Raw genomic sequence first — 24,101 nt, 5'->3', positions numbered from 1 at the left:
CGGAGCTGACTCATGGCGTATCAATTTGACTTTGTACCGGTCCTGGCCAACACCGACCTGCTGTTGCGCGGCGCGCTGTTCACCCTTGAGCTGACCGCCATCGGCGCCATCCTCGGCGTGGCCCTGGGCACCGTCGGCGCCGTGGTGCGGGCGTGGAAGATCCAGCCGTTCGCCTGGTTCTTTGGCGTGTATGTCGAGTTGATCCGCAACACGCCATTCCTGGTGCAGTTGTTCTTCATCTTCTTCGGCCTGCCGTCCCTGGGGCTGAAGATCACCGAGTGGCAAGCTGCCGTGCTGGCGATGGTGATCAACCTGGGCGCCTACTCCACGGAGATCATCCGCGCCGGCATCCAGGCCATTCCACGCGGGCAGCTGGAAGCCGCCGCCGCGCTGGCCATGACGCGCTTCGAAGCCTTTCGCCACGTGGTGCTGCTACCGGCGCTGGGTAAGGTGTGGCCGGCCCTGAGCAGCCAGATCATCATCGTGATGCTCGGTTCGGCGGTGTGCTCGCAGATCGCCACCGAAGAGTTGAGCTTTGCCGCCAACTTTATCCAGTCGCGCAATTTCCGTGCATTCGAAACCTATGCCCTGACCACCCTGGTGTACCTGTGCATGGCGCTGATGATTCGCCAGTTGCTCAACTGGATCGGCCGCCGCTTCGTGATGAGGAACAGCCGATGAGTGATTTTTCGTTCTGGGACATCGTGCGCAACCTGGCTACAGGCCTGCAGTGGACGCTGTTGCTTTCACTGGTGGCGTTTGTCGGTGGCGGCGTGATCGGCTTGCTGGTGATGACGATGCGCATCAGTCGCAAAGCCTTCCCGCGCAATGTCGCCCGCACCTACATTGAGCTGTTCCAGGGCACGCCGCTGTTGATGCAGCTGTTCCTGGTGTTTTTCGGCATTGCCCTGCTCGGTGTGGACATCTCGCCCTGGCTGGCAGCCGCCATTGCCCTGACCCTGTTTACCAGCGCCTACCTCGCCGAAATCTGGCGCGGCTGCGTCGACTCCATCGCCCACGGGCAATGGGAAGCCTCGGCCAGCCTGGCGCTCAACCCGCTGGAGCAGCTGCGCTACGTGATCTTGCCCCAGGCGCTGCGCATTGCCGTGGCGCCGACGGTGGGCTTCTCGGTGCAAGTGATCAAAGGCACCGCCGTAACCTCGATCATCGGTTTCACCGAGTTGACCAAGACCGGCGGCATGCTCGCCAACGCCACCTTCGAGCCCTTCATGGTCTACGGCCTGGTGGCCCTTGGTTACTTTTTGCTCTGCTACCCCCTGTCCCTCAGTGCTCGCTACCTGGAAAGGAGACTGCATGCCTCTGCTTAGAATTTCCGCCCTGCATAAGTATTACGGCGATCACCATGTACTCAAGGGCATTGACCTGACCGTTGAAGAAGGCCAGGTGGTGGCGATCATCGGCCGCAGCGGTTCGGGCAAGTCCACCTTGCTGCGCACCCTCAACGGCCTGGAGTCCATCAACGACGGCGTGATCGAAGTCGATGGCGAATACCTCGACGCCGCACGCGCCGACCTGCGCAGCCTGCGGCAGAAAGTCGGCATGGTGTTCCAGCAGTTCAACCTGTTCCCGCACCTGACCGTCGGTGAAAACGTGATGCTCGCGCCGCAAGTGGTGCAGAAAGTGCCCAAGGCCAAGGCCGCCCAATTGGCCAGGCAAATGCTTGAGCGTGTGGGGCTGGGCGAGAAGTTCGACGCCTTCCCTGATCGCCTGTCCGGCGGCCAGCAACAGCGTGTGGCCATCGCACGCGCCCTGGCGATGTCGCCCAAGGTGTTGCTGTGCGATGAAATCACCTCGGCCCTCGACCCGGAGCTGGTCAACGAAGTGCTCAGCGTGGTGCGCCAACTGGCCAAGGACGGCATGACCCTGATCATGGTGACCCACGAAATGCGCTTCGCCCGGGAAGTCGGCGACAAGCTGGTGTTCATGCACCAGGGCAAGGTGCATGAAGTGGGCGACCCCAAGGTGCTGTTCGCCAACCCGCAAACCCCCGAGTTCGCCAATTTCATCGGCTCCGTGGAGCAGCCGGACTGACCAGCTCGAAACTGCCCTGCCCCTCCAGCACCGCTTGATTGCGAACATGCAGCGCGTCAGCGGGCAGGTTGGTATCGATTTCTACCTGGGCGCTCAACCGCTGGCCAGCCCCTCGTGCCACCAGGACCTGGCCTGGCAATAACTGCCCGCTGGCGGTTTCGCCGGGCAAGTGTGCCTGCGTCCACTCGACCGCACGCCCATCCATCAGGGCATGCTTGAGGGTCAGGTTGAAGCGCCCCTGACGGCCGAACCGAAAACCTTGTCCATTGGCTGCGCCGGTAAATCGCAACGCGATGACCGAAGGCTCCTCGCACAGTACGTTCAGTTGCACCCTGCGTGTGCTGAGCGCTATTGAGGGAGTCTCAACCAGTGCCTCCCTGCGAATAACGCCATAATCGACGCGCGACTGGCTTACGGACACCCGGCAGTTTTGCGCCTGTGCTCCCTCGGCCATCCACACGATGCAGAGCAATGCGAAGCCCACGCTTTTCAACTTAACGGCCATGGCACACCGCCGAACTTGTCTCATAGAACCTGTCATTGTCGGCCTTCGACTCGGGGGTAAGGTTGAGCAGGCAAGAGGAAGAGTCCGGCATTAGGACCCGCAGTATTTGGGCGTCATTGGCGTCGTTGAGGAAGATCATGCCATCACCCACCACACTGGTCAGGAACCGATTGTTCTTGTCCAAAACCGAAGCGCCCTGAGGCAGCGGCCGCCCTTGTTGATCGCTGGCGCTCAGCAGCACACGGCGCACCGTCACGACCTCGAAAGCCACGTTATTGACGGAGCCCCGGCCTGCCGCAAGCACTTGGGTGCCGTTCTTCAGGTCGACCCGTTTTGGCAAGGACTGGGTCTGCACTTCGATGCGGCTGTTGGTGTAGGCGGGCAGATTGGCGAGCACCGCCTGCCCGGTGAAGTCGGTCCACACCGGACCTTGCGGGGTATCGACTTTTGCAGCGCCAATGTCACCCACCGAGACGATGCCAAACGTGTCCTGCACAGCATAAGGCGAGAAGGTCAAGCCACCCTGGTGCGCCACCATTCCACCCTGCACCTGCCCTGAATAGGTGGTGCCCTGCGGATCACGACTGACACCCAGCCCGGCTCGGGCATACCTTGGCAGCACGTCCACATTGGCTCGGATCGATTGCTCCCGATGGCTTAGATCGCGTTCGACACCCACCTCATAATTCACGTACTCATTGACCCGCTCACTGAATGCGCTACCTGCTCGTGACTGGCCCCCTTGGCGACTGATATAGCTGCTCACGCGCCGATCAGCCCCCAAGGGCACACGGACTTGCAGCCGCACGGACAGCTTATCTTCCTGAGCCGAATCGCGGCGCCGGTCTTCAAGCCGGGCATCACGGCGAGCCTGGGAGCCGCCCACCTGCGAGTCGCCGATCAGCGCAATGTCGGCATAGCGATATGACTTGTTCCACGCCGCAAACACATGCTCGGTCGTGTGCCCGTCGAATTGGGCGCTACGGGTGTAACCCACCGAAAAGCCCCCAAGTGTGGGGTCGACCCAGCTCATGCCCGCCGTGTATTGGTTCTTGAAGCGAGATTCCAGACCATCGGCGCTGGATGAGCGCCCGACTTCAAGCACCTCACGATAACCGCGGGTCTGAGTGGTTGCGCTCAGGCTGACCTCGATATCGGCAATCACCGGGCTGCTCATGGACACGCTGCTGCGTGAGCCGTAGCGCGCATCTCGACTGTCACGGGACAGGTTGTGACGCGCACCTACGGAGACGCGCTGGAAAAACACGCTGCTCAGCGTGCCGCCAGACGACCAGTATTCATCCGTGCTCAACAGACCAAAGCCCGCAGAGGAGTCACGTCCCAGTCCCCATGTGCCACTGCCCATGGCGACCACGGGCGACGGCCCGCTCTCGGATACGTTGCCCCGCACCTTGCCAAGGGAAAAGTAGTAACCGGGAGCCGCTGGAGCGGCGCCCGCGAACGATGCCGCCGGGACCACGAAACTGCGCTTGGCACCCCGCACATCGATGACGCTGACTTCCAGGTCGCTGGTGCCATTGAGCAAAGGCAGACCCGTCAGCCGGAAGGGGCCTTCAGGCACCAGCGTGCTGTGAATCAACACGCCGGACTGGCGCACTTCAATCCGCGATTGGCTCCGGGCCAAGCCCTCTACCACCGCATTGTTACTGCCCGCCGGCACCCGCGACTGGCCGTCCGGAGAAAACTGCACACCCGACAGTTGGAGACCACCGAACAACGGGTTGTTAGTGGAGATCTGCCCTACCTGGAAAGTGGACTGCATCGCAGCAATGTCGCGCTGGGCGTAGGCATAGAGGTGCTCAGTACGGGTGTCACCCTTGTCAGCGACATAGAACTGGTGACTGCGCACAATCCAGTCGCCCAAGTTGAAGCCTGCCTCGGTATAAGCCGACACGAACCGACTGGACCCACTGCGCGAATGGCTGTCAAAGCCCAGCACGTCATAGTTGAACAGGGCCGCCGTGCCGCCATGGGCGAAATGCCCAGCCTCCCATTGCGGCTCGCGAAACGACTGGGTCGGCACTACCAATGCCACCTCATCGACACCGGGCCGCAGTCGCACCATCGTCGTCGGGAACGCACCGAGGAAGTCGTGGCAGGCGTCATCGACGGTGGTGCCTTCACGGACGACTTCACGCGGCTGCACCAACCCGGCTTTTTCCAACAACCCTGGGGTGAAACACAACTGGCCTTCCGCGTCGAACCGCGCATCCACCAACCCGTGCGGATTGCCATTGACCCGTAGCCCCACCACCTGGGTGCCCTCGCGAAAACGCGCCGCAGTGCGAAAATAGTCCGAGACCTTGGGGTCGATGCCGTAGGTGGTCAGTGCCGCGACGTCGAAACCCTCCCCCAACTCCAGCGCAGAGACCAGGCCCGGCAAACTCCACAGCGTCGCAAACCCCATGAGCAACGAGGGTCGGCGCGACCAGCAAGAAGCTGAAAGGCTTCTATTCGACAAGTTAGCCATGCGCCGATCAACTCCCTTCGGTAGTGATCGGGGCTCGGTAGCGGTCTACCGAAAAACCGTAGACCGTGGCCGGCTGTATCTCCACCTCGGCCAAGCCGCCCAGGCTGCCCTCAACCTGTGCCGTCAGCACCTCCCCCGGCAAAATGTAGGTACGCGGCAAAGTGGCCAAGGCTTTTTGGGGAAGTAGCTGCACATCCGGCGCCAGGCGCACCACATAAGCGCTGTCGTTATGAACGGTCAGACGTTCTCCCGACCGGCTCCACGTCAACAATTCCCAAGGCGAATCATGCCGAGGCAAGCCTTCGGGATGCAGGATCAGCGGCAGGTTCTGTCGAACAGTGATACCAATGGTCGCACCCGTTCCGGCCCGCGCCTGCGGAATACCCTCAAAGGACACACGCTTCAAGCGCTGGGTCTTCAACGGTTCCTTCAAGGTGGCAATGAAGCGCACTAATTGGGTTTCACCCGCATCCACCCGCGTAATGGGGGGTGTCACTATCAATAAGGGCTCCACGTCCTCGGGCACGTTCTCCACGACCGAGTGAAGAAGAGCTGGCCTCGCCTCGGTATTCCTGATGTTTATCGTGGCCTCACCCTGCTCTTCATAAAGAATAACCACCGAAGTCTCCGGCAGCATCCCATCGGCCGTGGCCACACCGACAAAACATAGACACAGGCTTACACCGAACAACCGCACTTTATTTATTACTGAAAGACTACACACTCAGTGTTCCCCGCAGAACATGAGGTTAGCTATTACAGCCAAGCACTCATATGAAAACAGCCAATCAAAAAGCATCCGCTTTTTGATCGGCTATAGTTGAATCGCTTAGAGGTAAACCAATGTAAGCGTGGCGCGCCCATCAAGAGTAACATCGCGATTTAGCGTCAAGTCTTGAGCCTTATTGATAACCGCTCTAACAGCGATAGTCCCACTCATCTGGGAGAGTGACGCCGGGACAAGGACTACACCGCTGCGCCAGGAATATTGACTTGACTGCCATGCGACTTTGCCATCACTGTTCTGCCAGGCACCGGCGTTGGTACCACGCGTAATAAGAGAAAGCGTTTTACCTGTCGACTGCAGGTTTTTAAGCGTGATCGCATAACCACCCGTGTTTTTTTGTGCGACCGTACCCAAGCCAAAGTTGTGAATGTCCCTATGACCTTGGTTAAGCGCGCTCAGAATGTCTCTCACCCTGCTGTTCGGCTGCAGGTCGTCAAATGTCAGCCCGAACTGGGTGTAGCCTGCGCCGCAATTGATCGTCAAGGGCGTGGTCATCTCCCGCAGCGGTGTATAGGCCGTCTGGGATAACGAGCTCGAAGGAATATCCCCATAATTGATATTGCCCCCGCCGGTCATGCTGAGGTTGCAAGAAGCGGGTTTGATCGTGCCCCTGACGCTCAACTGGGCACTCGTTGTTGCCTGTGCACCAAAAGCCGCAGCCAGGCAAGCGATACCCAGAGTCAATCCAACAATCTTTTTCATGTTCGACCTGTCACTTAAAGTTAGCAGGCGCATTTATTTCTGTTTTGGATAACCGACGACAAATAAATAACGCCACGGCACAATTGCCGAGTGACAGTCTGTCTTGTCGATGCCCAATTAAAGAATAAGACAACACCTCAATTACTGTCGGAGGCATATAAACAAGCTGTCGGCAGTGCGTTTTTCGGCAGTAGTACTGAGTCAGGCACCAAAAAGAAAACCGGCACTGAATTTGTAGGCGACATCATAATCACCCCTCCAACAGTGCAAAGTTACATATTCCTACATACCTCGAATACATCGCTAACAGAAGCGCGAAAGCGCAACCTACATATCCCACAGGAATTACCTACAGACCACCTCAGGGAAATTCCCCAAGCACTACGCGTTGGCGTCAGCGGTCGATCGTGGCACGATGGTCAGGTTATCGACCGAGACCCCCAAACCATGCCGCAATCCCAAGCCAAGAATCTGTCCCTGATCGCCGCCATCGACCTGGGCTCCAACAGCTTTCACATGGTCGTGGCCAAGGCCCAGAACGGTGAAATCCGCATCCTTGAGCGACTTGGCGAGAAGGTGCAACTGGCTGCCGGGATCGACGATGAGCGCCAGCTCAATGAAGAATCCATGCAGCGCGGGCTCGATTGCCTGAAGCGGTTTGCCCAACTGATCAACGGCATGCCCCTCGGTGCCGTTCGAATCGTCGGCACCAACGCGTTGCGCGAAGCCCGCAACCGTGGCGAATTCATCCGCCGCGCCGAGGAGATCCTTGGGCACCCGGTAGAAGTCATCTCCGGTCGTGAGGAGGCACGTCTTATCTATCTGGGCGTGTCCCACACCCTGGCCGACACCCCCGGCAAACGCCTGGTCGCCGACATCGGCGGCGGCAGTACCGAATTCATCATCGGCCAGCGCTTTGAACCGCTGCTGCGCGAAAGCCTGCAGATGGGCTGCGTCAGCTACACCCAGCGCTATTTCAAGGACGGCAAGATCACCCCGGCGCGCTACGCCCAGGCCTACACGGCGGCGCGCCTGGAGATCATGAGCATCGAGCACGCCCTGCACCGCCTGACCTGGGATGAAGCCATCGGCTCGTCCGGCACCATTCGCGCCATCGGCCTGGCCCTCAAGGCTGGCGGCCATGGCACCGGCGAAGTCAACGCCGAAGGCCTGGCCTGGCTCAAGCGCAAACTGTTCAAGCTGGGGGACGCCGAGAAAATCGACTTCGACGGCATCAAGCCGGACCGTCGCACGATCTTCCCGGCGGGCCTGGCAATTCTCGAAGCGATCTTCGACGCCCTCGAACTGCAACGCATGGACCACTGCGACGGCGCCCTGCGCGAAGGCGTGCTCTACGACCTGCTGGGTCGCCATCACCACGAAGACGTGCGTGAGCGCACGCTCACCTCGTTGATGGAGCGCTACCACGTCGACCTGGAACAAGCCGCCCGTGTCGAGCGCAAAGCCCTGCACGCCTTCGACCAGGTGGCCGAGGACTGGGACCTGGAAGACGGCGTCTGGCGCGAACTGCTGGGCTGGGCCGCCAAGGTGCACGAAGTGGGCCTGGATATCGCCCACTATCATTACCACAAGCACGGCGCCTACCTGATCGAGCACTCGGACTTGGCCGGTTTCTCCCGCGAGGACCAGCAAATGCTCGCCCTGTTGGTGCGCGGCCATCGCCGTAACATCCCCAAGGACAAGTTCGCTGAATTCGGCGACGAAGGCATCAAGCTGATTCGCCTGTGCGTGTTGCTGCGCTTTGCGATCCTGTTCCACCACATCCGTGGCACCCAGGAAATGCCCCAGGTGACCCTGCGCGCCAACGGCGACAGCCTGGACGTGGTGTTTCCGAAAGGCTGGCTGGATGAGAACCAGCTGACCCAGGCGGACTTCGCCCAGGAAGCGGAGTGGCTGACGCGGGTGGGGTTCAGCCTGAACCTGCGCTGACCTGACCTGAAGAACTCTGCAAAACAAATGTGGGAGGGGGCTTGCCCCCGATGGCGGTGGACCAGTCAATGAATCTGTTGACTGACACCGTCATCGGGGGCAAGCCCCCTCCCACATTTTCAGACCGCGTCGGTTTTTAATTCACCGTCAGAATCGGGCTACCCAACTTCTCCAACAACGTCGCCTGCGCACTGCGCGGGTTCTGGTTGCCGGTCGGCGTGTTGCGCACGTAGCGGCCGTCCGACTGCAGGCTCCAGCTGTGGGTGTTGTCGGTCAGGTAGCTTTCCAGCTCCTTCTTGACCCGCATGATCAGCTTCTTGCCTTCCACCGGGAAGCAGGTCTCTACACGCTTATCGAGGTTGCGCTCCATCCAGTCGGCGCTGGAGAGGAACATCTGCTCTTCGCCACCGTTAAGGAAGTAAAACACCCGCGTGTGTTCCAGGAAGCGGCCGATGATCGAGCGCACATGAATGTTGTGCGACACCCCGACAATGCCAGGGCGCAGGCAGCACATGCCGCGCACCACCAGGTCGATACGCACGCCGGACTGGCTGGCCTTGTACAGCGCGCGGATGATCTTCGGATCGGTCAGCGAGTTGAACTTGGCGATGATGTGCGCCGGCTTGCCGTCCAGGGCGAACTGGGTCTCGCGGGCAATCATGTCGAGCATGCCCTTCTTTAGGGTGAACGGCGCGTGCAGCAGCTTCTTCATGCGCAAGGTCTTGCCCATGCCGATCAACTGGCTGAACAGCTTCCCGACGTCTTCACACAAGGCATCGTCGGAGGTCAGCAGACTGTAGTCGGTATAGAGCTTGGCGTTGCCGGCGTGGTAGTTGCCGGTGCCCAAGTGGGCGTAACGCACGATCTCACCGGCTTCGCGGCGCAGGATCAGCATCATCTTGGCGTGGGTCTTGAAGCCGACCACACCGTAGATCACCACCGCGCCCGCCGCCTGCAAACGGCTGGCCAGTTGCAGGTTGGACTCTTCATCGAAGCGTGCACGTAACTCGATCACCGCGGTGACTTCCTTGCCGTTACGCGCGGCGTCGACCAAGGCGTCGACGATTTCCGAGTTGGCGCCGGAACGGTACAGGGTCTGGCGTACGGCGAGTACGTGCGGGTCCTTGGCGGCCTGGCGCAGCAGGTCGACCACCGGGGTGAAGGACTCGAAGGGGTGCAGCAGCAGGATGTCCTGCTTGCTCACCACACTGAAAATGTTCTCGCTGTTCTGCAGCAGTTTGGGGATCTGCGGGGTGAACGGCGTGTATTGCAACTCCGGATGGCTGTCCAGGCCGGTGATGCTGAACAGACGCGTCAGGTTCACCGGACCATTGACCTGGTACAACTCGGTCTCGCCCAGGTTGAATTGCTTGAGCAGGTAGTCCGACAGGTGTTTCGGGCAGGTATCGGCCACTTCCAGGCGCACCGCATCACCGTAACGCCGCGAGAACAGCTCACCGCGCAGGGCACGGGCCAAGTCTTCGACGTCTTCGGAGTCCAGCGCCAGGTCGGCGTTACGGGTCAGGCGGAATTGGTAGCAGCCTTTTACCTTCATGCCCTGGAACAAGTCATCGGCGTGCGCATGGATCATCGACGACAGGAATACATAGTTATCGCCAGGCCCCCCCACCTCTTCCGGTACCTTGATGATCCGTGGCAGCAGGCGCGGCGCCGGGATGATCGCCAGGCCCGAATCGCGTCCGAAGGCGTCGATCCCTTCCAGTTCGACGATGAAGTTGAGGCTCTTGTTCACCAGCAGCGGGAACGGGTGAGTCGGGTCGAGGCCGATCGGCGTGATGATCGGCGCGATCTCGTCGCGAAAGTAGCGACGCACCCAGGTTTTGATCTTGGTGGTCCAGTGACGACGACGGATGAAGCGGACCTGATGTTTTTCCAGTTCCGGCAGCAGGATGTCGTTGAGAATCGCGTACTGGCGGTCCACATGGCCATGCACCAGCTCGCTGATGCGCGCCAGCGCCTGGTGCGGCTGCAGGCCATCGGCGCCGGCTTGCTCGCGGGCAAAGGTGATCTGCTTCTTGAGACCGGCGACGCGGATTTCGAAGAACTCATCCAGGTTGCTGGAGAAGATCAGCAGGAATTTGAGCCGCTCCAGCAGCGGATAGGACTCATCCAGCGCCTGCTCCAGCACGCGGATGTTGAATTGCAGTTGTGACAGCTCGCGATGGATGTACAGGCTGCTGTCATCCAGGTTGGTCACCGCGACCACCGGGGCCGCCACGGGCGGCTCGACCACCACCGCAGGTGCGGCGGGCTCGTGCTCCGGCGGGGTCTCGGTGACTTGTTCAACCACCGGGTGAGCGTCTTTTACGGCAACTTCTGTGAGTCCTTCGGTATTCATCGAATGTTCCTGTGAGGGCTATTGTTGCTCTCTAAGCAATTGGGCGGCGCGGGCGGCGAAGTAGGTCAGGATGCCATCGGCCCCGGCGCGTTTAAAGGCTGTCAGGGATTCAAGGATCACCCCTTCACTCAGCCATCCATTCTGTATTGCAGCCATGTGCATCGCGTATTCGCCGCTGACCTGGTAGACGAAAGTCGGCACCTTGAATTCTTCTTTGACCCGATAAAGGATGTCCAGGTACGGCATCCCCGGCTTGACCATCACCATGTCAGCGCCTTCGGCCAGGTCGGCCGCCACTTCGTGCAGGGCTTCATGGCTGTTGGCCGGGTCCATCTGGTACGAGGCCTTGTTGGCCTTGCCCAGGTTCAGCGCCGAGCCGACCGCATCGCGGAACGGGCCGTAATAGGCGCTGGCGTACTTGGCCGAGTAGGCCATGATCCGCACATTGACGTGCCCGGCCAGTTCCAGGGCCTCGCGGATCGCCTGGATGCGGCCGTCCATCATGTCCGACGGCGCAACCACCTGGGCGCCTGCCGCTGCGTGGGACAAGGCCTGCTTGACCAGCGCGTCGACAGTGATGTCGTTCTGAACATAGCCTTCTTCGTCAAGAATGCCATCCTGGCCGTGGGTGGTGAACGGGTCCAACGCCACGTCGGTGATCACCCCAAGCTCCGGGAAACGCTCGCGCAGGGCACGCGTGGCGCGCTGGGCGATCCCTTCCGGGTTCCAGGCTTCGGCAGCATCCAGGGACTTGAGTTCAGACGGCGTGACCGGAAACAGCGCCAATGCCGGAATCCCCAACTCGACCCAACCGGCGGCTTCTTCTAGCAGCAGGTCAATGGTCAAGCGCTCTACACCTGGCATCGAGGCCACCGTTTCGCGACGATTTTCACCGTCCAGCACAAACACCGGCAGAATCAGATCGTTGGTCGTCAGCACGTTTTCGCGAACCAGGCGGCGAGAAAAATCATCACGACGATTGCGACGCAGACGGGTGGCGGGGAACAGGCGATTGGCAGGGGTAAAGCTCACGACAGACTCCTGAGCCCGGGTTCACGGGCGAGCGTTGCAGTTATAAGCGGCCATTATGACGAAGGTATGACAGTTGTGCTTAACGATGCGACCTGTAGTCGCATTCGTCGTTTATGTAGGAATTGTTCACTTCGTGACACATCTCGATACTTTCATGAATGTTCACGAAGGCGTAGGCTGCGCGTTCATTTCGCCAGCACCCAGACCATGCTTCAACAATTTCTGCATGACTTCGGCTACTTTGCCCTCTTCCTTGGGACCTTCTTCGAAGGCGAGACCATCTTGGTGCTCGCAGGCTTCCTGGCGTTCCGTGGATACATGGATATCAACCTGGTGGTCGTGGTTGCGTTTTTCGGCAGCTACGCGGGCGACCAACTCTGGTACTACATGGGCCGCAAGCATGGCCGCAAGCTGTTGGCGCGCAAACCACGCTGGCAATTGATGGGCGACAAGGCCCTGGAGCACATCCGCAAGCACCCGGATATCTGGGTGCTGAGCTTCCGCTTTGTGTATGGGTTGCGCACCGTCATGCCGGTGGCGATTGGCCTTTCCGGTTACCCACCGATGCGCTACCTGATCCTCAATGGCATTGGTGCAGCGATATGGGCCGCCGCCCTGGGCGCGGCGGCTTATCACTTCGGCGCCGTGCTCGAAGGTATGCTTGGCAGCGTGAAGAAATACGAACTGTGGGTATTGGGCGCATTGCTGGTACTGGGCTTCGGCCTGTGGCTGCGCCGTCGCTTCAAGAATGCGCGTATCGCCCGTGAAGCCTGTGCCGAGGCCAAGGCCCGGCTTGCCGCCGAGCCCGTGCCGCTCGAAGCCCCTAAGACAGAAGCCCCTAAGACACCAGTCGAGTAAACCGGCTTCTGCAGCAGTAGAGGCCGATCACGCTGAGCAAGCTGTAGCTCAGCAGGCCCAGCCAGCCCAGGTTGCTGGCTGGCCATAGCCCGATCAACGGTGCCAGCCCTACCAGCGGCACGTTCAGTGCCAGCCGCAAAAGCTCGGCCTTCCACGCCCACGGCCGGTTCTCCAGGGCCACGCCCAACGTGAACAACCCCAGCGCCATCGCACTCCAGCCCAGGACCAGCGCCGCCACGGGCAAGCCTTCGCCGACATTCATCAAATAGCTGCCAAAACCCACATACGCCGCGAACTGCAGCGCGATGTAGACCTGTTGGCGCCCATCCAACGGTACTTCGAATTTGCGAAACTGGCTCAAGTCATGTTTGGCCAACGGGTACTTGGCCTTCACGTCTGCCGGGCGCCAGCCGGTGCGCATGAACCAGATGCGCAGCTTGTCCCATCCACTCTCGGTGCGCCGCGCGTCACTCCACAACTGAGCATAGAACTGCAGGTTCGCCCACAGCGGATTCCAGCTGGCCAAGGGCGTGGTCACGCCGAAAATCACCGGTTCGTTGTCGTCTTCCTCCTGGAAGGTGCCAAACAGCCGGTCCCAAATAATGAACACCCCGCCATAGTTGCGATCCATGTAGAGAGCGTTCTGTGCATGGTGGGCCCGATGATTGGACGGCGTGACGAAAAACCACTCATACCAGCCGAGCTTCGGCACATGCCGGGTGTGCACCCAGAATTGATACAGCAAGTTAAGGGACGCCACGCTGATAAACACCACCAATGGCACACCCAGTACGGCCAGGGGCAGGTAGAAGATCCAACTGAGCAGGAAGCCCGTGCTGGTCTGGCGCAGTGCGGTGCTGAGGTTGTAGTCCTCGCTCTGATGGTGCACCGAGTGCGCGGCCCACAGGATGTTGCGTTCGTGGCCCATGCGGTGCAGCCAGTAGTAGCAGAAGTCGTAGAACACAAACGCGAACACCCAGGTCCAGACGCTCTGGGCAGACAGTTCGATGACGGCAAGATGCTTGAGGGCGAATGCGTAGGTCAACAGCCCTACGCCCTTGGTCAGCAACCCCGTGGTCGTCGACAGCACACCGGTGCTGAGGCTGTTGATGGCATCCGCCACCCGGTAGTTGCGTTCACCGCGCCAACGGTCGGCAAGCAGCTCCACGACAATCAACGCAATGAAAAACGGTACCGCGTAAGGCACGAAGTCCATGGTCTGGTCCGGTCTATTTTTGTTACATCAAGATTAGGTGCAGCGGCGCGAGATCCCATTGGCAACAGATGACAAATTAGTAGACATTTAACGCCAAGAATCCCAGGAGAAATGCCCATGAGCAAAAAGATTGCAGTGATCCTTTCCGGCTGTGGCGTGTACGACGGCGCAGAGATCCACGAAAGCGTGATCACCTTGCTGCGCCTGGACCAGCGCGGCGCTCAGGTCCAATGTTTCGCACCGGACATCGCGCAATTGCATGTGATCAACCACCTCACCGGCGAAGAAATGCCCGAATCACGCAATGTGCTGGTGGAGTCGGCGCGGATCGCCCGAGGTGACGTGAAAGACATCCGCGAGGCCAACGTCGAAGACTTCGATGCACTGATCGTACCCGGCGGGTTTGGCGCGGCGAAAAACCTCTCGAACTTTGCCGTGGAAGGCGCCGGCTGCAGCGTCAACCCGCAAGTGCTGGAATTGGCCGAGGCGTTTGCCGAAGCGGGCAAGCCTGTGGGGCTGATCTGTATCTCCCCTGCCCTGGCGGCGAAGATCTACGGCCCGGGGGTGACCTGCACCATCGGCAACTGCGCCGACACCGCCGCCGCGCTGGACAAGATGGGCGCCACTCACCAGGAATGCGGGGTGGAAGATATCGTCGAAGACAAGGCACGCAAACTGGTGAGCACGCCGGCCTATATGCTCGGCAAGAACATCAGCGAGGTCGCTTCAGGGATCAACAAGCTGGTGGACCGGGTGCTGGAACTGACCCACGAGAACGACTGATAGCCTCCTCACTGTGGCAAGTCGCTAGTTGTGGTGAGCGGGCTTGCGTGGTGAGCGAGCTTGCCCCGCGCTGGGTGGCGACGCCGCCCCAATTCAGACGACGCGGTGCGTCAATTAGAACATGATTGCAGGGTTTGGGGCTGCTGCGCAGCCCAACGCGGGGTAAGCCCGCTCACCACTACAAGCCTGCTCAAAACAATAAGCCCGCTCAACACAACTCACCCACCACAGGCTCAGGCCTGGCGCATTAACCGCGTCAGGATCCGGTCCAGCGCATTGGCAAACGCCTGCTTCTCCTTCTCTCCATGAGGCGGTGGCCCACCCCCCATCTGGCCTTGCTCACGCAGATCAGTGAACAGGTTGCGCACCGCCAGGCGCTCGCTCATGTTCGCCGGGCTGAATTCCTTGCCGCGTGGATCGAGGGCCGTGACGCCGTTTTTCACCAAGCGGTCGGCCAGCGGCACATCGCTGCAGATCACCAGATCGCCGGGCACCGCGTGCTCCACCAGGTAGTCATCCGCCGCATCCGGGCCGCTGGGCACCACGATCAGCTTCACACAGGCAAAGCTCGGCTTGATCTGACTCTGCCCGGCCACAAGCACCACCTCGAACTGCCGCTTGAGGGCAAACTTCACCACCTGGTCCTTGGCTGCCCGAGGGCAGGCGTCGGCATCGATCCAGACCCGCATACTCAAGCCACCACCCGGCGCTTCTCAGCCAAGCGACTGCGGCCGTACAGCACCACAATCGCCAGGATTGCCACCGCCTGTGCACTCAACGAGTACGCATCGGCGTGGATGCCCAGCCAATCGAAATCAAAGAACGCCACCGGCCGCGTGCCGAAGATGCCGGCTTCCTGCAGCGCCTTCACGCCATGCCCGGCAAACACCACCGACAGCGCACACAGCAACGCCGCGTTGATCCCGAAGAACAACGCCAGCGGCAGCTTCGCCGAACCACGCAGGATCACCCACGCCAGGCCCACCAACAGCACCAGCGCCGTGGCGCCACCGGCCAGCACCGCGTTGTGCCCGGCCGGGCCGGCTTGCAGCCACAGGGTTTCGTAGAACAGGATCACTTCGAACAGCTCGCGGTACACCGAGAAGAACGCCAGCATCGCAAAGCCGAACCGCCCGCCGCCGCCCACCAGGCTGCTCTTGATGTAGTCCTGCCAGGCTGCTGCGTGGCGGCGGTCGTGCATCCACACGCCGAGCCACAGCACCATCACGCTGGCGAACAGGGCCGTGCAGCCTTCCAGCAGTTCGCGCTGGGCGCCGCTTACGTCAATCACATACGCGGCCAACGCCCAGGTCGCCAGACCGGCCAGCAACGCCAGGCCCCAACCCACGTTGACGCTACGCACCGCCGACTGTTGGCCAGTGTTGCGCAGGAACGCGAGGATCGCAGCCAGCACCAGGATCGCTTCGAGGCCCTCACGCAGCAGGATCAGCAAGCCGGAGATGTAACTCAACGACCAACTCAGGCCATCACTGCCCAGCAAGCCGGCGGATTCAGTGAGCTTGCCCTTGGCCACGTCCAGGCGTTGTTGCACCTGCTCGACCGGCAAACCGTCCTGCAACGACTGCCGGTAGGCCATCAGCGCCTTCTCAGTGTCCTTGCGCACGTTGGCGTCGACGTTGTCCAGGGAGCTTTCAACCAGCTCGAAACCTTCCAGGTACGCGGCCACCGACAGATCGTAGGCCTGCTCATGATCACCCTTTTGGAATGCCGCCAGGCTCTTGTCCAGGGTGGTGGCGGTGTAGTCGAGCAACTGCGCCGGGCCACGCTTGACCTGCGGCGGTTGCGCACGCTGGGCACGGAACGTCGCAGCGGCCGCCGGACCGCTTGCGGCCAGCACTTCATTGGGGGTCTGGCGAGCCAGGTCGGCGAGGTTGAACGGTTGCTCACTTTTCGCGGCGGCCGGGTCGGCGGTGAAGCTGGCAATGTAGGTGGCCAGGTCCCAGCGCTGACGGTCGTCCAGTTGGTCGGCGAAGGACGGCATGTCGGTGCCTTCGACACCCAGGCCGAGGGTGTTATAGATCGCGTAGAGGCTCAGGCGATCCAGGCGCACGGCATCCCGCAGGTTGGCGGGCGGCGGCGTCATGCCCACGCTGGCCGGGCCATCACCGGCACCGGCTGTGCCATGGCACACCGAGCAATGCTGGGCGTAAAGCGGCGCACCGCGCGTGGGATCAGGGGTGATCGCCGGGGCCTGGCTGACTTCATAGGCCACGGCCAACTGAGCGCCTAATTGACGGGCCTGGCGAGCGACTGTGGCGCCGTCCTGATGGGCAGTTACAGCCGCTAACAGTTCGTCGACGCCTTTGACCAACGCCGCGCGCTCCGGGCGTTGCGGCAGTTCGGCCACCAAGCCCTGTAACACGCCGAGAAACTCCAGTTGTTCGCGGTATTCGGATTCGTCGATAACCTTGCCCGCCTCCACCGTCGGAGGATAGTCAGCGCCAATGTAGTCCAGCAAATGCAGGGCTTGTGGGGCGCCCTCGGCAGTCGCGGCCAACAGGTTGAAGCTGCACGACATCAACGCCGGCAGCATCAGCCAGGCGAGAAAACGGAAGGGGGCAGTCATGAACGAATCTCAAAGGGAAATACGAAGTAACACATTGTTGAGGTTTAAGAGGTTTGACTCAAGGCGTAAGTGATTTGTCGGGGGTGAGTTCGGGGAAATCAGGCGCAGGTAGTGGCTTTTTGGTCGAATTGATCGAGGCAAAAAGCCATTGTTTTGCCAGTAATGACGCTTATAATGCCGCGCCCTGTTAGTGCGAAAGGGAATTTCGTTCCTCGTTTTCATGAGGAAAACCACATTGGTTGATACGTTCAGGGAAGAAGTCTGCATGGCATTTCGCGCCTTACCTTCGCTCGCGCTCGCAGCGGTAACCTTGTTGTCCGGCTGTTCGATGTTCCGCAGCTATGACACCGAGCTGCAAGCCACCAATCAGCAATTGGCCACCGGCAATGTCGATGCCGCCCTGACCCTGCTGGAAAAGAACAATACCGGCGATGACAAGGACTTGCTCTATTTCTTCGAAAAGGGCGAATTGCTGCGTGCCAAGGGCGACTTGACCGGCAGCCAGACCGCCTGGCGCAGCGCCGACCTGCAAGTCTACAAGTGGGAAGAGTCGGTCAAGTTTGACAGCGCCAAGTACCTGGCACAGTTCGGCAGTTTCCTGGCCAACGACAAGGTGCGCCGCTACGAAGGCTATGACTACGAAAAGGTCATGCTGACCACGCAGATGGCCCTGAACCTGCTGGCCCTGAACGACTTCGACGGCGCGCGCACCGAAATCAAGAAGACCCACGAGCGCGAAGCGGTGATCGCCGACCTGCGCGACAAGGAATACCTCAAGCGCGAGGACGAAGCCCAGCGTGAAGGCGTGACCACCCAGATCAAGGACCTGCGCGGCTACCCGGTGGAAGCCCTGGACGCGCCGGAAGTGGTCGGCCTCAAAAACAGCTACCAGAGTGCGTTCAGCCACTACCTGGCCGGCTTCGTCTACGAAGCCCTGGGTGAAAAAGACCTGGCAGCCCCCGGCTACCGCAAGGCCGCCGAACTGCGCCCCAACACGCCCTTACTGGAAAAGGCGCTGCTGGACCTGGACAAATCCAAGGTCGGCGCCGATGAAACCGACGTACTGATCGTGGTGCAGAGCGGCCTGGCACCGGCCCGCGACTCCATTCGCCTGCCGCTGCCGATCCCGATCAACGGCAATCTGGTGATCACTCCACTGTCGTTCCCGGTGATCAAGGCTGATACCTCAACCGCGCCCTTCACGCAGATTGGCGTCGACGGCCAGCAACAGAACCTCACCGCACTCAACAGCACCACGGCCATGTCCCGCCGCGCTCTGCGCGACGACATGCCAGGCATCATCTTGCGCACCACCGTGCGCGCAGTCACCCGTGGCGTAGCGCAGAACAACCTGAACAAGACCAACCCCATGGCGGGCTTGGTATTGGGGATCGCCTCGGCCGTCACCGAAGGCGCCGATACCCGCACCTGGCGCACCCTGCCGGACATGACCCAGGTGACTCGCCTGCGCCTCAAGCACGGCGAGCATCAGGTCAGCCTGCCCAACGCCCTGGGCGGCACGCTGGTGACGGTCAAGGCCGATCAGCGTTACCAGGTCATCACCCTGCGCGTGGTCGGCAACCAGGTATTCGCCGGCGGCCTGGCCGCCCATGTGGTGCCAAGCACCGCCAACCAGGCCATCGCCCTCAAACAACCTTAAGGAGCACGCTATGCGTCATTTCATCTTCGGCGCCCTCGCGCTGGTCCTGCTGACCGGCTGCGCCACCCCGCCGCCACCGGAACCCGGCAGCGCTGCAAGCAAAATCGTGGTGATGGGCAAGTTCAAGGGCATTGCCGTCGGTGCCATCCGTGTGGCCCGCGAAAACGGCTTCCTCACCGCCAAGGTGCAATTGAGCAACATCACCAGCAGTAACCAGATGATGTACTACCGCTTTGCCTGGCTGGGTGCCGACGGCTTCCCGGTGGGCGACGAAGAAACCTGGAAAGTGCTGAACCTGTACGCCAACCAGGCGACCTTCCTGCCTGCGATTGCCAATTTGCCGCAGGCGGCGGACTTCCGTCTTGAAGTGAAAACCCCTTGAGCCGTCCATCCTTTTCGCTGCTGAGAGATTTCCCAATGTTTGCACGCTTCTCGATCCTTGCCGTCGTCGCCGTCCTGGCCAGCGGCTGCGCCAACACCTCCCCGGTCCTGGGCGGTAAGAACATCAGCTACGGCGACACCAAGGCTGTGGAACTGGTAACCAACGAGTTCGGCTCCACCGACCTGCAGATGATCGCCGAAAGCATGACCCGCTCCCTCGCCCAGTCCGGCGTCCTGCAAGGCCGCCCGGTGGTGCAGGTGTACGACGTGAAGAACAAGACCAGCGAGTACATCGATACCCGCGAAATCACCACGTCGATCAAGACCCAGCTGATGAAGACCGGCACCGCACGCTTTGCCAGCGACAACACCGACATGCAGAGCCAGGTTGACCAGCTCAAGCTGCAGAACCAAAGCGGCCTGTACAAGAAGTCCACCGTCAGCAAGACCGGCAACATGGTCGCCGCCAAGTACCGCCTGGAAGGCTCCATCAGCTCCATCGTCAAGCGCAGCTCGGACTACAAGGACGTGTTCTACAAATTCAGCCTGCAGCTGATCGACGTCGAGAGCGGCCTGGCCGAATGGATGGACGAAAAAGAAATCCGCAAAACCACGGAGCGCTAAGCAATGCGTGCATGGATCGGCATGATCGGCCTACTGTGCGCCTTTGGCGCCTCGGCCGCCCCGAAGATCGCGGTAACCGACCTGGCCTACGAGGCGCGGGTCGAGGAATACATCCACCAGGTTTCGGCGAGCAACAACTTCCAGGCAAGCGCCTACCACGCCAGCGGTGCGTCGAACTACAGCGAGTACGAAAGCCGTACCAGCTACATCGAACAGACCGAGCTGCGTAAATTCAGCGGCGATATCAAGGGCGAGATTCTCAAGTCCCGGCAGTTCCAGCTGGTGCAAGGCACGCCTTACACCGCCGATGCCAAGGGTGACGTCTACGACGTGATCAAGCGCATCAAGGCCGGTAACTTCAAGGGTGCGGACTACGTGCTGTTCGGCACGCTGTCAGACATCGACTTTACCCAGGACATCAACGCCCTGGACCACACCAACAGTTACTCAGCCGTGCTGGGCCTCACGTTGGTGGCGGATTTCAGCCTGATCAATACCCGCACCTACGAAATCACCTCGGCGTTTACCGCCATGGGTGAAGGCCAGGACACCAAGCTGGTGAACAGCCGTGACGTACGCGTAAGCCTGAACCGGCCGCGCGTGGTCAAGGAAGTGTCGAAAGCCTTGGGTGAGGATGTGGCCAGGCAATTGGCGGAACAGTTGGGTGGCGGGTATCAAGAACCTGGCCAACCACCGCTGCGCAACAACCTGCCAAGGGATGAGGCGCCGAAGATCCTGCGCTGAAACCCGATTTCACAAGCAACACAAACCAATGTGGGAGCTGGCTTGCCTGCGATAGCATCACCGCGGCGTATCAGTTAAACCGCGGCGCTTGCATCGCAGGCAAGCCAGCTCCCACATTTTTGATCCGGTTTTGGCGGTTAAGCTGTTGCGCGATGCAAGCTGGCCAGGAAGCCCGCAGCGCCGACAAACAACCCGGCAAACGTGCGGTTCATACGCTTCTGCTGCTTAGGCGTACGCAACAGTCGCAACACCTTCGACGCCAGCCCTGTATACCCCGCCATCACGACCATATCGACGCAGATCATCGTTGCACCCAGGATCAGGTACTGGATCAGCAGCGGCGCCTGCGGGTTCACGAACTGCGGCAACACCGCCAGCATGAACACCAGTGCCTTGGGGTTACTGGCATTGACCAGAAAACCACGGAACATCATCGCCATCGGCTTGCCGATCGGGCGCACCGCCGCGTCATCGGTCATGTCCATGGGCAGGGCGCGCCATTGCTTGATGGCCAGGTACACCAGGTACGCCACGCCAAACCATTTGATCGCATAAAAGGCGGTAGAGGACGTCGCCAGAATGGCACCCAGGCCGCAAGCAACGACGGCAATCTGCATCGCCAGGCCCAATTGCAGGCCGATGGCATTCCAGTAACCGCGCAGGAAACCGTATTGCAGGCCGCTGGACATCGAGGCGATGGCGCCAGCACCAGGAGAAAGGGAGATGATCCAACTGGCCAGGAAAAAGGCCAGCCACGTATCGAGTGCCATTACACACCTCAGGAGGGAGTTTGCTGTTGTGCCTTAAGCTAACTCCGCCGACCAAAGGATGGCTATAGATTTTTACAAGATGTGAATGCTAGCGGTCGCCCGGAAACACGTGGGTACCTGGCCAACGCCGCACCGAGCGCTGGAAGAACAAGCTGTTGGGCACTTGCACCATCGCGCTGTCGGTACCGGCCTCTGCCACTTCAACCAGCGTGGTGTAGAGCAGGTTGATCGCCACGACTCGGCCCTTCACGCCCGGTTTGTCGACGGTATCTACCAGTTCGACGATATCGCCTAGGCGAAACGGCCCGACGGTGAAGATCAGAATGGCGCACAGCAGGTTGGACAGTACCGACCACATGGCGAAGAACGCCACTGCGGCGACCGCAACAAACCCCGACAGCGCCGTCCACAACACCGTGGCAGACACCCCCAGGCGGCCCAGCACAAAGATCAGCGCACTGCCCATGATCAACCAGCGCAGGCCACCGCGTAGCGGCATCAGCAGTTGTGGCGGGAAGGGGTAACGCTCACCCAGGCGCGTCAGGCCCTTGGCGACAAAGCGCTGGGCGAGATAGCCGGCCAGCAGGATCAGCAGGATTTGCACGCCAATCCACACGGGTTCGACCCACTGCGTCGGTATAGGCAGCTGCAACGCTTCCATCAGGACAGCGCCTCCAGCTCCGCTTGCAGGGTTTCGAGCAGCTCGAGGGCTTCCATCCAGGTTTCCTCCAATTGCCCTTCACGCACCTTGAGCTTGGCCTGTTCGGCCAGCAGATCGCGCAATTCATCCTTGCGGGCAGCTTCGTAGACGGCGCTGTCGCCCAGGCTGGTCTCGATCTTGGCCAGGCGCTCGTGCACCTTGCCCAACTCGGCTTCCAGCTTATCGGCTTCACGCTTGTGCGGCGCCAATTGTTGGCGCAACGCAGCGGCAGCCTGACGCTGGGCTTTCTTGTCGGTCTTGTCGGGGTTGACCGGGGTGTTGCTGACCGGCGCGTTGCGCAGGCGGTAATCCGTCAGCCAGCGCGCGTAGTCATCCAGGTCACCGTCGAATTCTTCGACTTTACCGTCGGCCACCAACAGGAAGTTATCCGTGGTGCTCTTGAGCAAGTGGCGGTCGTGAGACACCACCAGCACCGCACCGCTGAACTCCTGCAAGGCCATGGTCAGCGCCAGGCGCATTTCCAGGTCCAGGTGGTTGGTCGGTTCATCAAGCAGCAGCAGGTTCGGGCGGTCCCAGGCGATCAGCGCCAGGGCCAGGCGGGCTTTTTCGCCGCCAGAGAAGTTCAGCACCGGCTCATCGATGCGCGCGCCACGGAAGTCGAAGCCACCCAGGAAGTCGCGCAGGGTCTGCTCGCGCTCGGTCGGCGCCAGGCGCTGCAAGTGCAGCAATGGGCTGGCCTTGGAGTCCAGGGAGTCCAGCTGGTGTTGGGCGAAGTAGCCCACCACGGTGTTCTCGCCACGGGTCAGGCGGCCGGACAGGGGCGAAAGCTCGCCGGACAGGTTCTTGATCAGCGTCGACTTACCCGCACCGTTAGGCCCGAGCAATCCAATGCGTGCACCTGGCGTGAGTTGCAGCTTCACTTTTTCCAGGATGGTTTTTTCGCCATACCCCAGGCGCGCATCGGAAAGGTCCAGCAAGGGGCTGGAGATCTTCACCGACTCGCGGAACACGAAGTCGAACGGCGAATCAACGTGAGCCGCCGACAGTTCCTCCATGCGCTCCAGGGCCTTGATCCGGCTCTGGGCCTGACGGGCCTTGGTGGCCTGGGCCTTGAAGCGGGCGATGTAGCTTTCCATGTGCGCGCGCTGCGCCTGCTGCTTCTCGTAGGCCTGTTGTTGCTGGGCCAGGCGTTCGGCACGGGCGCGTTCGAATGCGGTGTAGCCGCCACGGTAGAGCGTGATTTTCTTCTGTTCGACGTGGGCAATGTTGTCGACCACGGCGTCGAGGAAATCCCGGTCGTGGGAGATCAGCAGCAAAGTGCCCTGATAATTCTTGAGGAAGTCTTCCAGCCACAGGATCGCATCGAGGTCCAAGTGGTTGGTCGGTTCGTCGAGCAGCAACAAGTCCGACGGGCACATCAGCGCCTGCGCAAGGTTCAAGCGCATGCGCCAGCCGCCGGAGAAGTCGGCGACCGGGCGGTCCATTTGTTCGTTGGTAAAGCCAAGGCCGGCGAGCATCTTGCGGGCGCGGGCGTCGGCGGTGTAGCCGTCGGCGCTGTCCAACTCGGAATGCAGGCGGGCCTGGGCGGCGCCGTCCTGGGCTTTCTCGGCCTCGGCCAGGTCATGTTGCACCTGGCGCAGGCGCAGGTCGCCATCGAGCACGTAATCGATCGCGATGCGGTCCAGGGTGTCGATCTCCTGGCGCATATGGGCGATGCGCCAGTCGGCCGGCAGCAAGCAATCCCCGGAGTCCGGAGTCAGCTCTCCCAGCAACAAGGCGAACAACGTGGATTTGCCGGCGCCGTTGGCACCGATCAGGCCGGCTTTGTGACCGGCGTGCAGGGTCAGCTCGGCGTCTTCGAGAAGACGTTGCGGGCCACGCTGTAATGTTAGGCTTTGAAGTCGGATCATAATGGCGGCGGAGTCTACCAGCTTCGTTG

General features: G+C 60.9%; 22 protein-coding genes. 10 read left to right on the top strand and 12 right to left on the bottom strand.

What is annotated here, in order from left to right; genetic code table 11:
* Positions 1-12: 12 nt before the first annotated feature.
* Genes KHP07_RS10915 through KHP07_RS10905 form a run of 3 tightly spaced genes read left to right on the top strand, consistent with a single transcriptional unit; the run spans position 13 to position 2,052 of the window.
* Positions 13-681 carry an amino acid ABC transporter permease gene (locus KHP07_RS10915; protein WP_017736949.1) on the top strand — a complete coding sequence of 223 codons (669 nt, stop codon included), beginning with the start codon at positions 13-15 and terminating at the stop codon, positions 679-681.
* A complete protein-coding gene (locus KHP07_RS10910; protein ID WP_099493185.1) occupies positions 678-1,328 on the top strand; it encodes an amino acid ABC transporter permease in 651 nt (216 codons plus the stop codon). Before KHP07_RS10915 ends, KHP07_RS10910 begins: the two co-directional genes overlap by 4 nt.
* Positions 1,315-2,052: an amino acid ABC transporter ATP-binding protein gene (locus KHP07_RS10905; protein ID WP_065938032.1), complete on the top strand. Its 738-nt coding sequence runs from the start codon at positions 1,315-1,317 to the stop codon at positions 2,050-2,052. The genes KHP07_RS10910 and KHP07_RS10905 overlap by 14 nt, the downstream gene beginning before the upstream one ends.
* Here the strand turns inward: KHP07_RS10905 and KHP07_RS10900 are convergent.
* The 4 genes from KHP07_RS10900 to KHP07_RS10885 all read right to left on the bottom strand — a co-directional run bounded on the left by KHP07_RS10900 (position 2,024) and on the right by KHP07_RS10885 (position 6,537).
* A complete protein-coding gene (locus KHP07_RS10900) occupies positions 2,024-2,557 on the bottom strand; it encodes a DUF1120 domain-containing protein (protein WP_078050661.1) in 534 nt (177 codons plus the stop codon). The genes KHP07_RS10905 and KHP07_RS10900 overlap by 29 nt on opposite strands.
* Complete coding sequence (locus KHP07_RS10895; protein WP_214497185.1) at positions 2,547-5,048, bottom strand: fimbria/pilus outer membrane usher protein; 2,502 nt, start codon at positions 5,046-5,048, stop codon at positions 2,547-2,549. Before KHP07_RS10895 ends, KHP07_RS10900 begins: the two co-directional genes overlap by 11 nt.
* A gap of 7 nt (positions 5,049-5,055) precedes the next feature.
* Positions 5,056-5,745, bottom strand: coding sequence for a fimbria/pilus chaperone family protein (locus KHP07_RS10890; protein WP_352152399.1), 690 nt, complete (start codon positions 5,743-5,745; stop codon positions 5,056-5,058).
* Between the two features lie 132 nt (positions 5,746-5,877).
* Positions 5,878-6,537, bottom strand: coding sequence for a DUF1120 domain-containing protein (locus KHP07_RS10885; RefSeq protein WP_214497183.1), 660 nt, complete (start codon positions 6,535-6,537; stop codon positions 5,878-5,880).
* A 447-nt stretch (positions 6,538-6,984) separates the two neighbouring features.
* Between KHP07_RS10885 and ppx the strand changes: the two genes are divergently transcribed.
* Positions 6,985-8,487, top strand: a complete 1,503-nt coding sequence (gene ppx / locus KHP07_RS10880) for an exopolyphosphatase (RefSeq protein WP_033897523.1) — start codon at positions 6,985-6,987, stop codon at positions 8,485-8,487.
* A gap of 136 nt (positions 8,488-8,623) precedes the next feature.
* Here the strand turns inward: ppx and ppk1 are convergent, their stop codons facing one another.
* Together ppk1 and hemB are read right to left on the bottom strand one after the other, a co-directional pair.
* Complete coding sequence (gene ppk1 / locus KHP07_RS10875; RefSeq protein WP_078050664.1) at positions 8,624-10,846, bottom strand: polyphosphate kinase 1; 2,223 nt, start codon at positions 10,844-10,846, stop codon at positions 8,624-8,626.
* A gap of 18 nt (positions 10,847-10,864) precedes the next feature.
* Entirely contained in the window at positions 10,865-11,878 is a 1,014-nt protein-coding gene (gene hemB, locus KHP07_RS10870; RefSeq protein WP_078050665.1) for a porphobilinogen synthase, read from the bottom strand.
* 207 nt (positions 11,879-12,085) lie between these two features.
* Here hemB and KHP07_RS10865 point away from each other — a divergent pair, with 207 nt between their 5' ends.
* Positions 12,086-12,736: a DedA family protein gene (locus KHP07_RS10865; protein ID WP_078050666.1), complete on the top strand. Its 651-nt coding sequence runs from the start codon at positions 12,086-12,088 to the stop codon at positions 12,734-12,736.
* Here the strand turns inward: KHP07_RS10865 and KHP07_RS10860 are convergent.
* Positions 12,717-13,952, bottom strand: coding sequence for a sterol desaturase family protein (locus KHP07_RS10860; RefSeq protein ID WP_214497182.1), 1,236 nt, complete (start codon positions 13,950-13,952; stop codon positions 12,717-12,719). The two genes, KHP07_RS10865 and KHP07_RS10860, sit on opposite strands and share 20 nt — an antisense overlap.
* A gap of 117 nt (positions 13,953-14,069) precedes the next feature.
* Here KHP07_RS10860 and elbB point away from each other — a divergent pair, with 117 nt between their 5' ends.
* Positions 14,070-14,735 (top strand): isoprenoid biosynthesis glyoxalase ElbB, encoded by a 666-nt coding sequence (gene elbB, locus KHP07_RS10855; protein WP_099493190.1) that lies wholly within the window; start codon positions 14,070-14,072, stop codon positions 14,733-14,735.
* A gap of 233 nt (positions 14,736-14,968) precedes the next feature.
* Here the strand turns inward: elbB and KHP07_RS10850 are convergent, their stop codons facing one another.
* Both KHP07_RS10850 and KHP07_RS10845 read right to left on the bottom strand, forming a co-directional pair.
* The gene (locus tag KHP07_RS10850) at positions 14,969-15,424 is read right to left on the bottom strand and encodes a YaiI/YqxD family protein (RefSeq protein WP_214497181.1); all 456 of its coding nucleotides are present in this window, start codon (positions 15,422-15,424) and stop codon (positions 14,969-14,971) included.
* Positions 15,425-15,426: 2 nt separating this feature from the next.
* Positions 15,427-17,322, bottom strand: coding sequence for an FTR1 family protein (locus KHP07_RS10845; RefSeq protein WP_100491902.1), 1,896 nt, complete (start codon positions 17,320-17,322; stop codon positions 15,427-15,429).
* Positions 17,323-17,587: 265 nt separating this feature from the next.
* Here KHP07_RS10845 and KHP07_RS10840 point away from each other — a divergent pair, with 265 nt between their 5' ends.
* The 4 genes from KHP07_RS10840 to KHP07_RS10825 are packed head-to-tail and all read left to right on the top strand — an operon-like array spanning position 17,588 to position 20,731.
* Positions 17,588-18,982 (top strand): COG3014 family protein, encoded by a 1,395-nt coding sequence (locus tag KHP07_RS10840; RefSeq protein WP_078050671.1) that lies wholly within the window; start codon positions 17,588-17,590, stop codon positions 18,980-18,982.
* 10 nt (positions 18,983-18,992) lie between these two features.
* Positions 18,993-19,364 carry a YcfL family putative periplasmic lipoprotein gene (locus KHP07_RS10835; RefSeq protein WP_099493192.1) on the top strand — a complete coding sequence of 124 codons (372 nt, stop codon included), beginning with the start codon at positions 18,993-18,995 and terminating at the stop codon, positions 19,362-19,364.
* 35 nt (positions 19,365-19,399) lie between these two features.
* Positions 19,400-19,987 carry a penicillin-binding protein activator LpoB gene (gene lpoB / locus KHP07_RS10830; protein WP_214497180.1) on the top strand — a complete coding sequence of 196 codons (588 nt, stop codon included), beginning with the start codon at positions 19,400-19,402 and terminating at the stop codon, positions 19,985-19,987.
* A gap of 3 nt (positions 19,988-19,990) precedes the next feature.
* Entirely contained in the window at positions 19,991-20,731 is a 741-nt protein-coding gene (locus KHP07_RS10825) for a penicillin-binding protein activator LpoB (RefSeq protein ID WP_078050673.1), read from the top strand.
* Positions 20,732-20,868: 137 nt separating this feature from the next.
* Here KHP07_RS10825 and KHP07_RS10820 read toward each other — a convergent pair whose 3' ends face one another.
* From KHP07_RS10820 to KHP07_RS10810, 3 genes are all read right to left on the bottom strand, one after another.
* Entirely contained in the window at positions 20,869-21,501 is a 633-nt protein-coding gene (locus KHP07_RS10820) for a LysE family transporter (RefSeq protein ID WP_028618426.1), read from the bottom strand.
* Between the two features lie 88 nt (positions 21,502-21,589).
* Positions 21,590-22,162: a mechanosensitive ion channel family protein gene (locus KHP07_RS10815; RefSeq protein ID WP_025857438.1), complete on the bottom strand. Its 573-nt coding sequence runs from the start codon at positions 22,160-22,162 to the stop codon at positions 21,590-21,592.
* Positions 22,162-24,072, bottom strand: coding sequence for an ATP-binding cassette domain-containing protein (locus tag KHP07_RS10810; RefSeq protein WP_214497179.1), 1,911 nt, complete (start codon positions 24,070-24,072; stop codon positions 22,162-22,164). The genes KHP07_RS10815 and KHP07_RS10810 overlap by 1 nt, the downstream gene beginning before the upstream one ends.
* Positions 24,073-24,101: the final 29 nt, after the last annotated feature.

Origin of the sequence: Pseudomonas sp. VS40, from assembly GCF_018587885.1 — a bacterium.
Taxonomy (GTDB): Bacteria; Pseudomonadota; Gammaproteobacteria; order Pseudomonadales; family Pseudomonadaceae; genus Aquipseudomonas; species Aquipseudomonas pergaminensis.
Note: the sequence above shows the minus strand (reverse complement) of the source record. Positions and strands in the feature narration are given on the sequence as shown.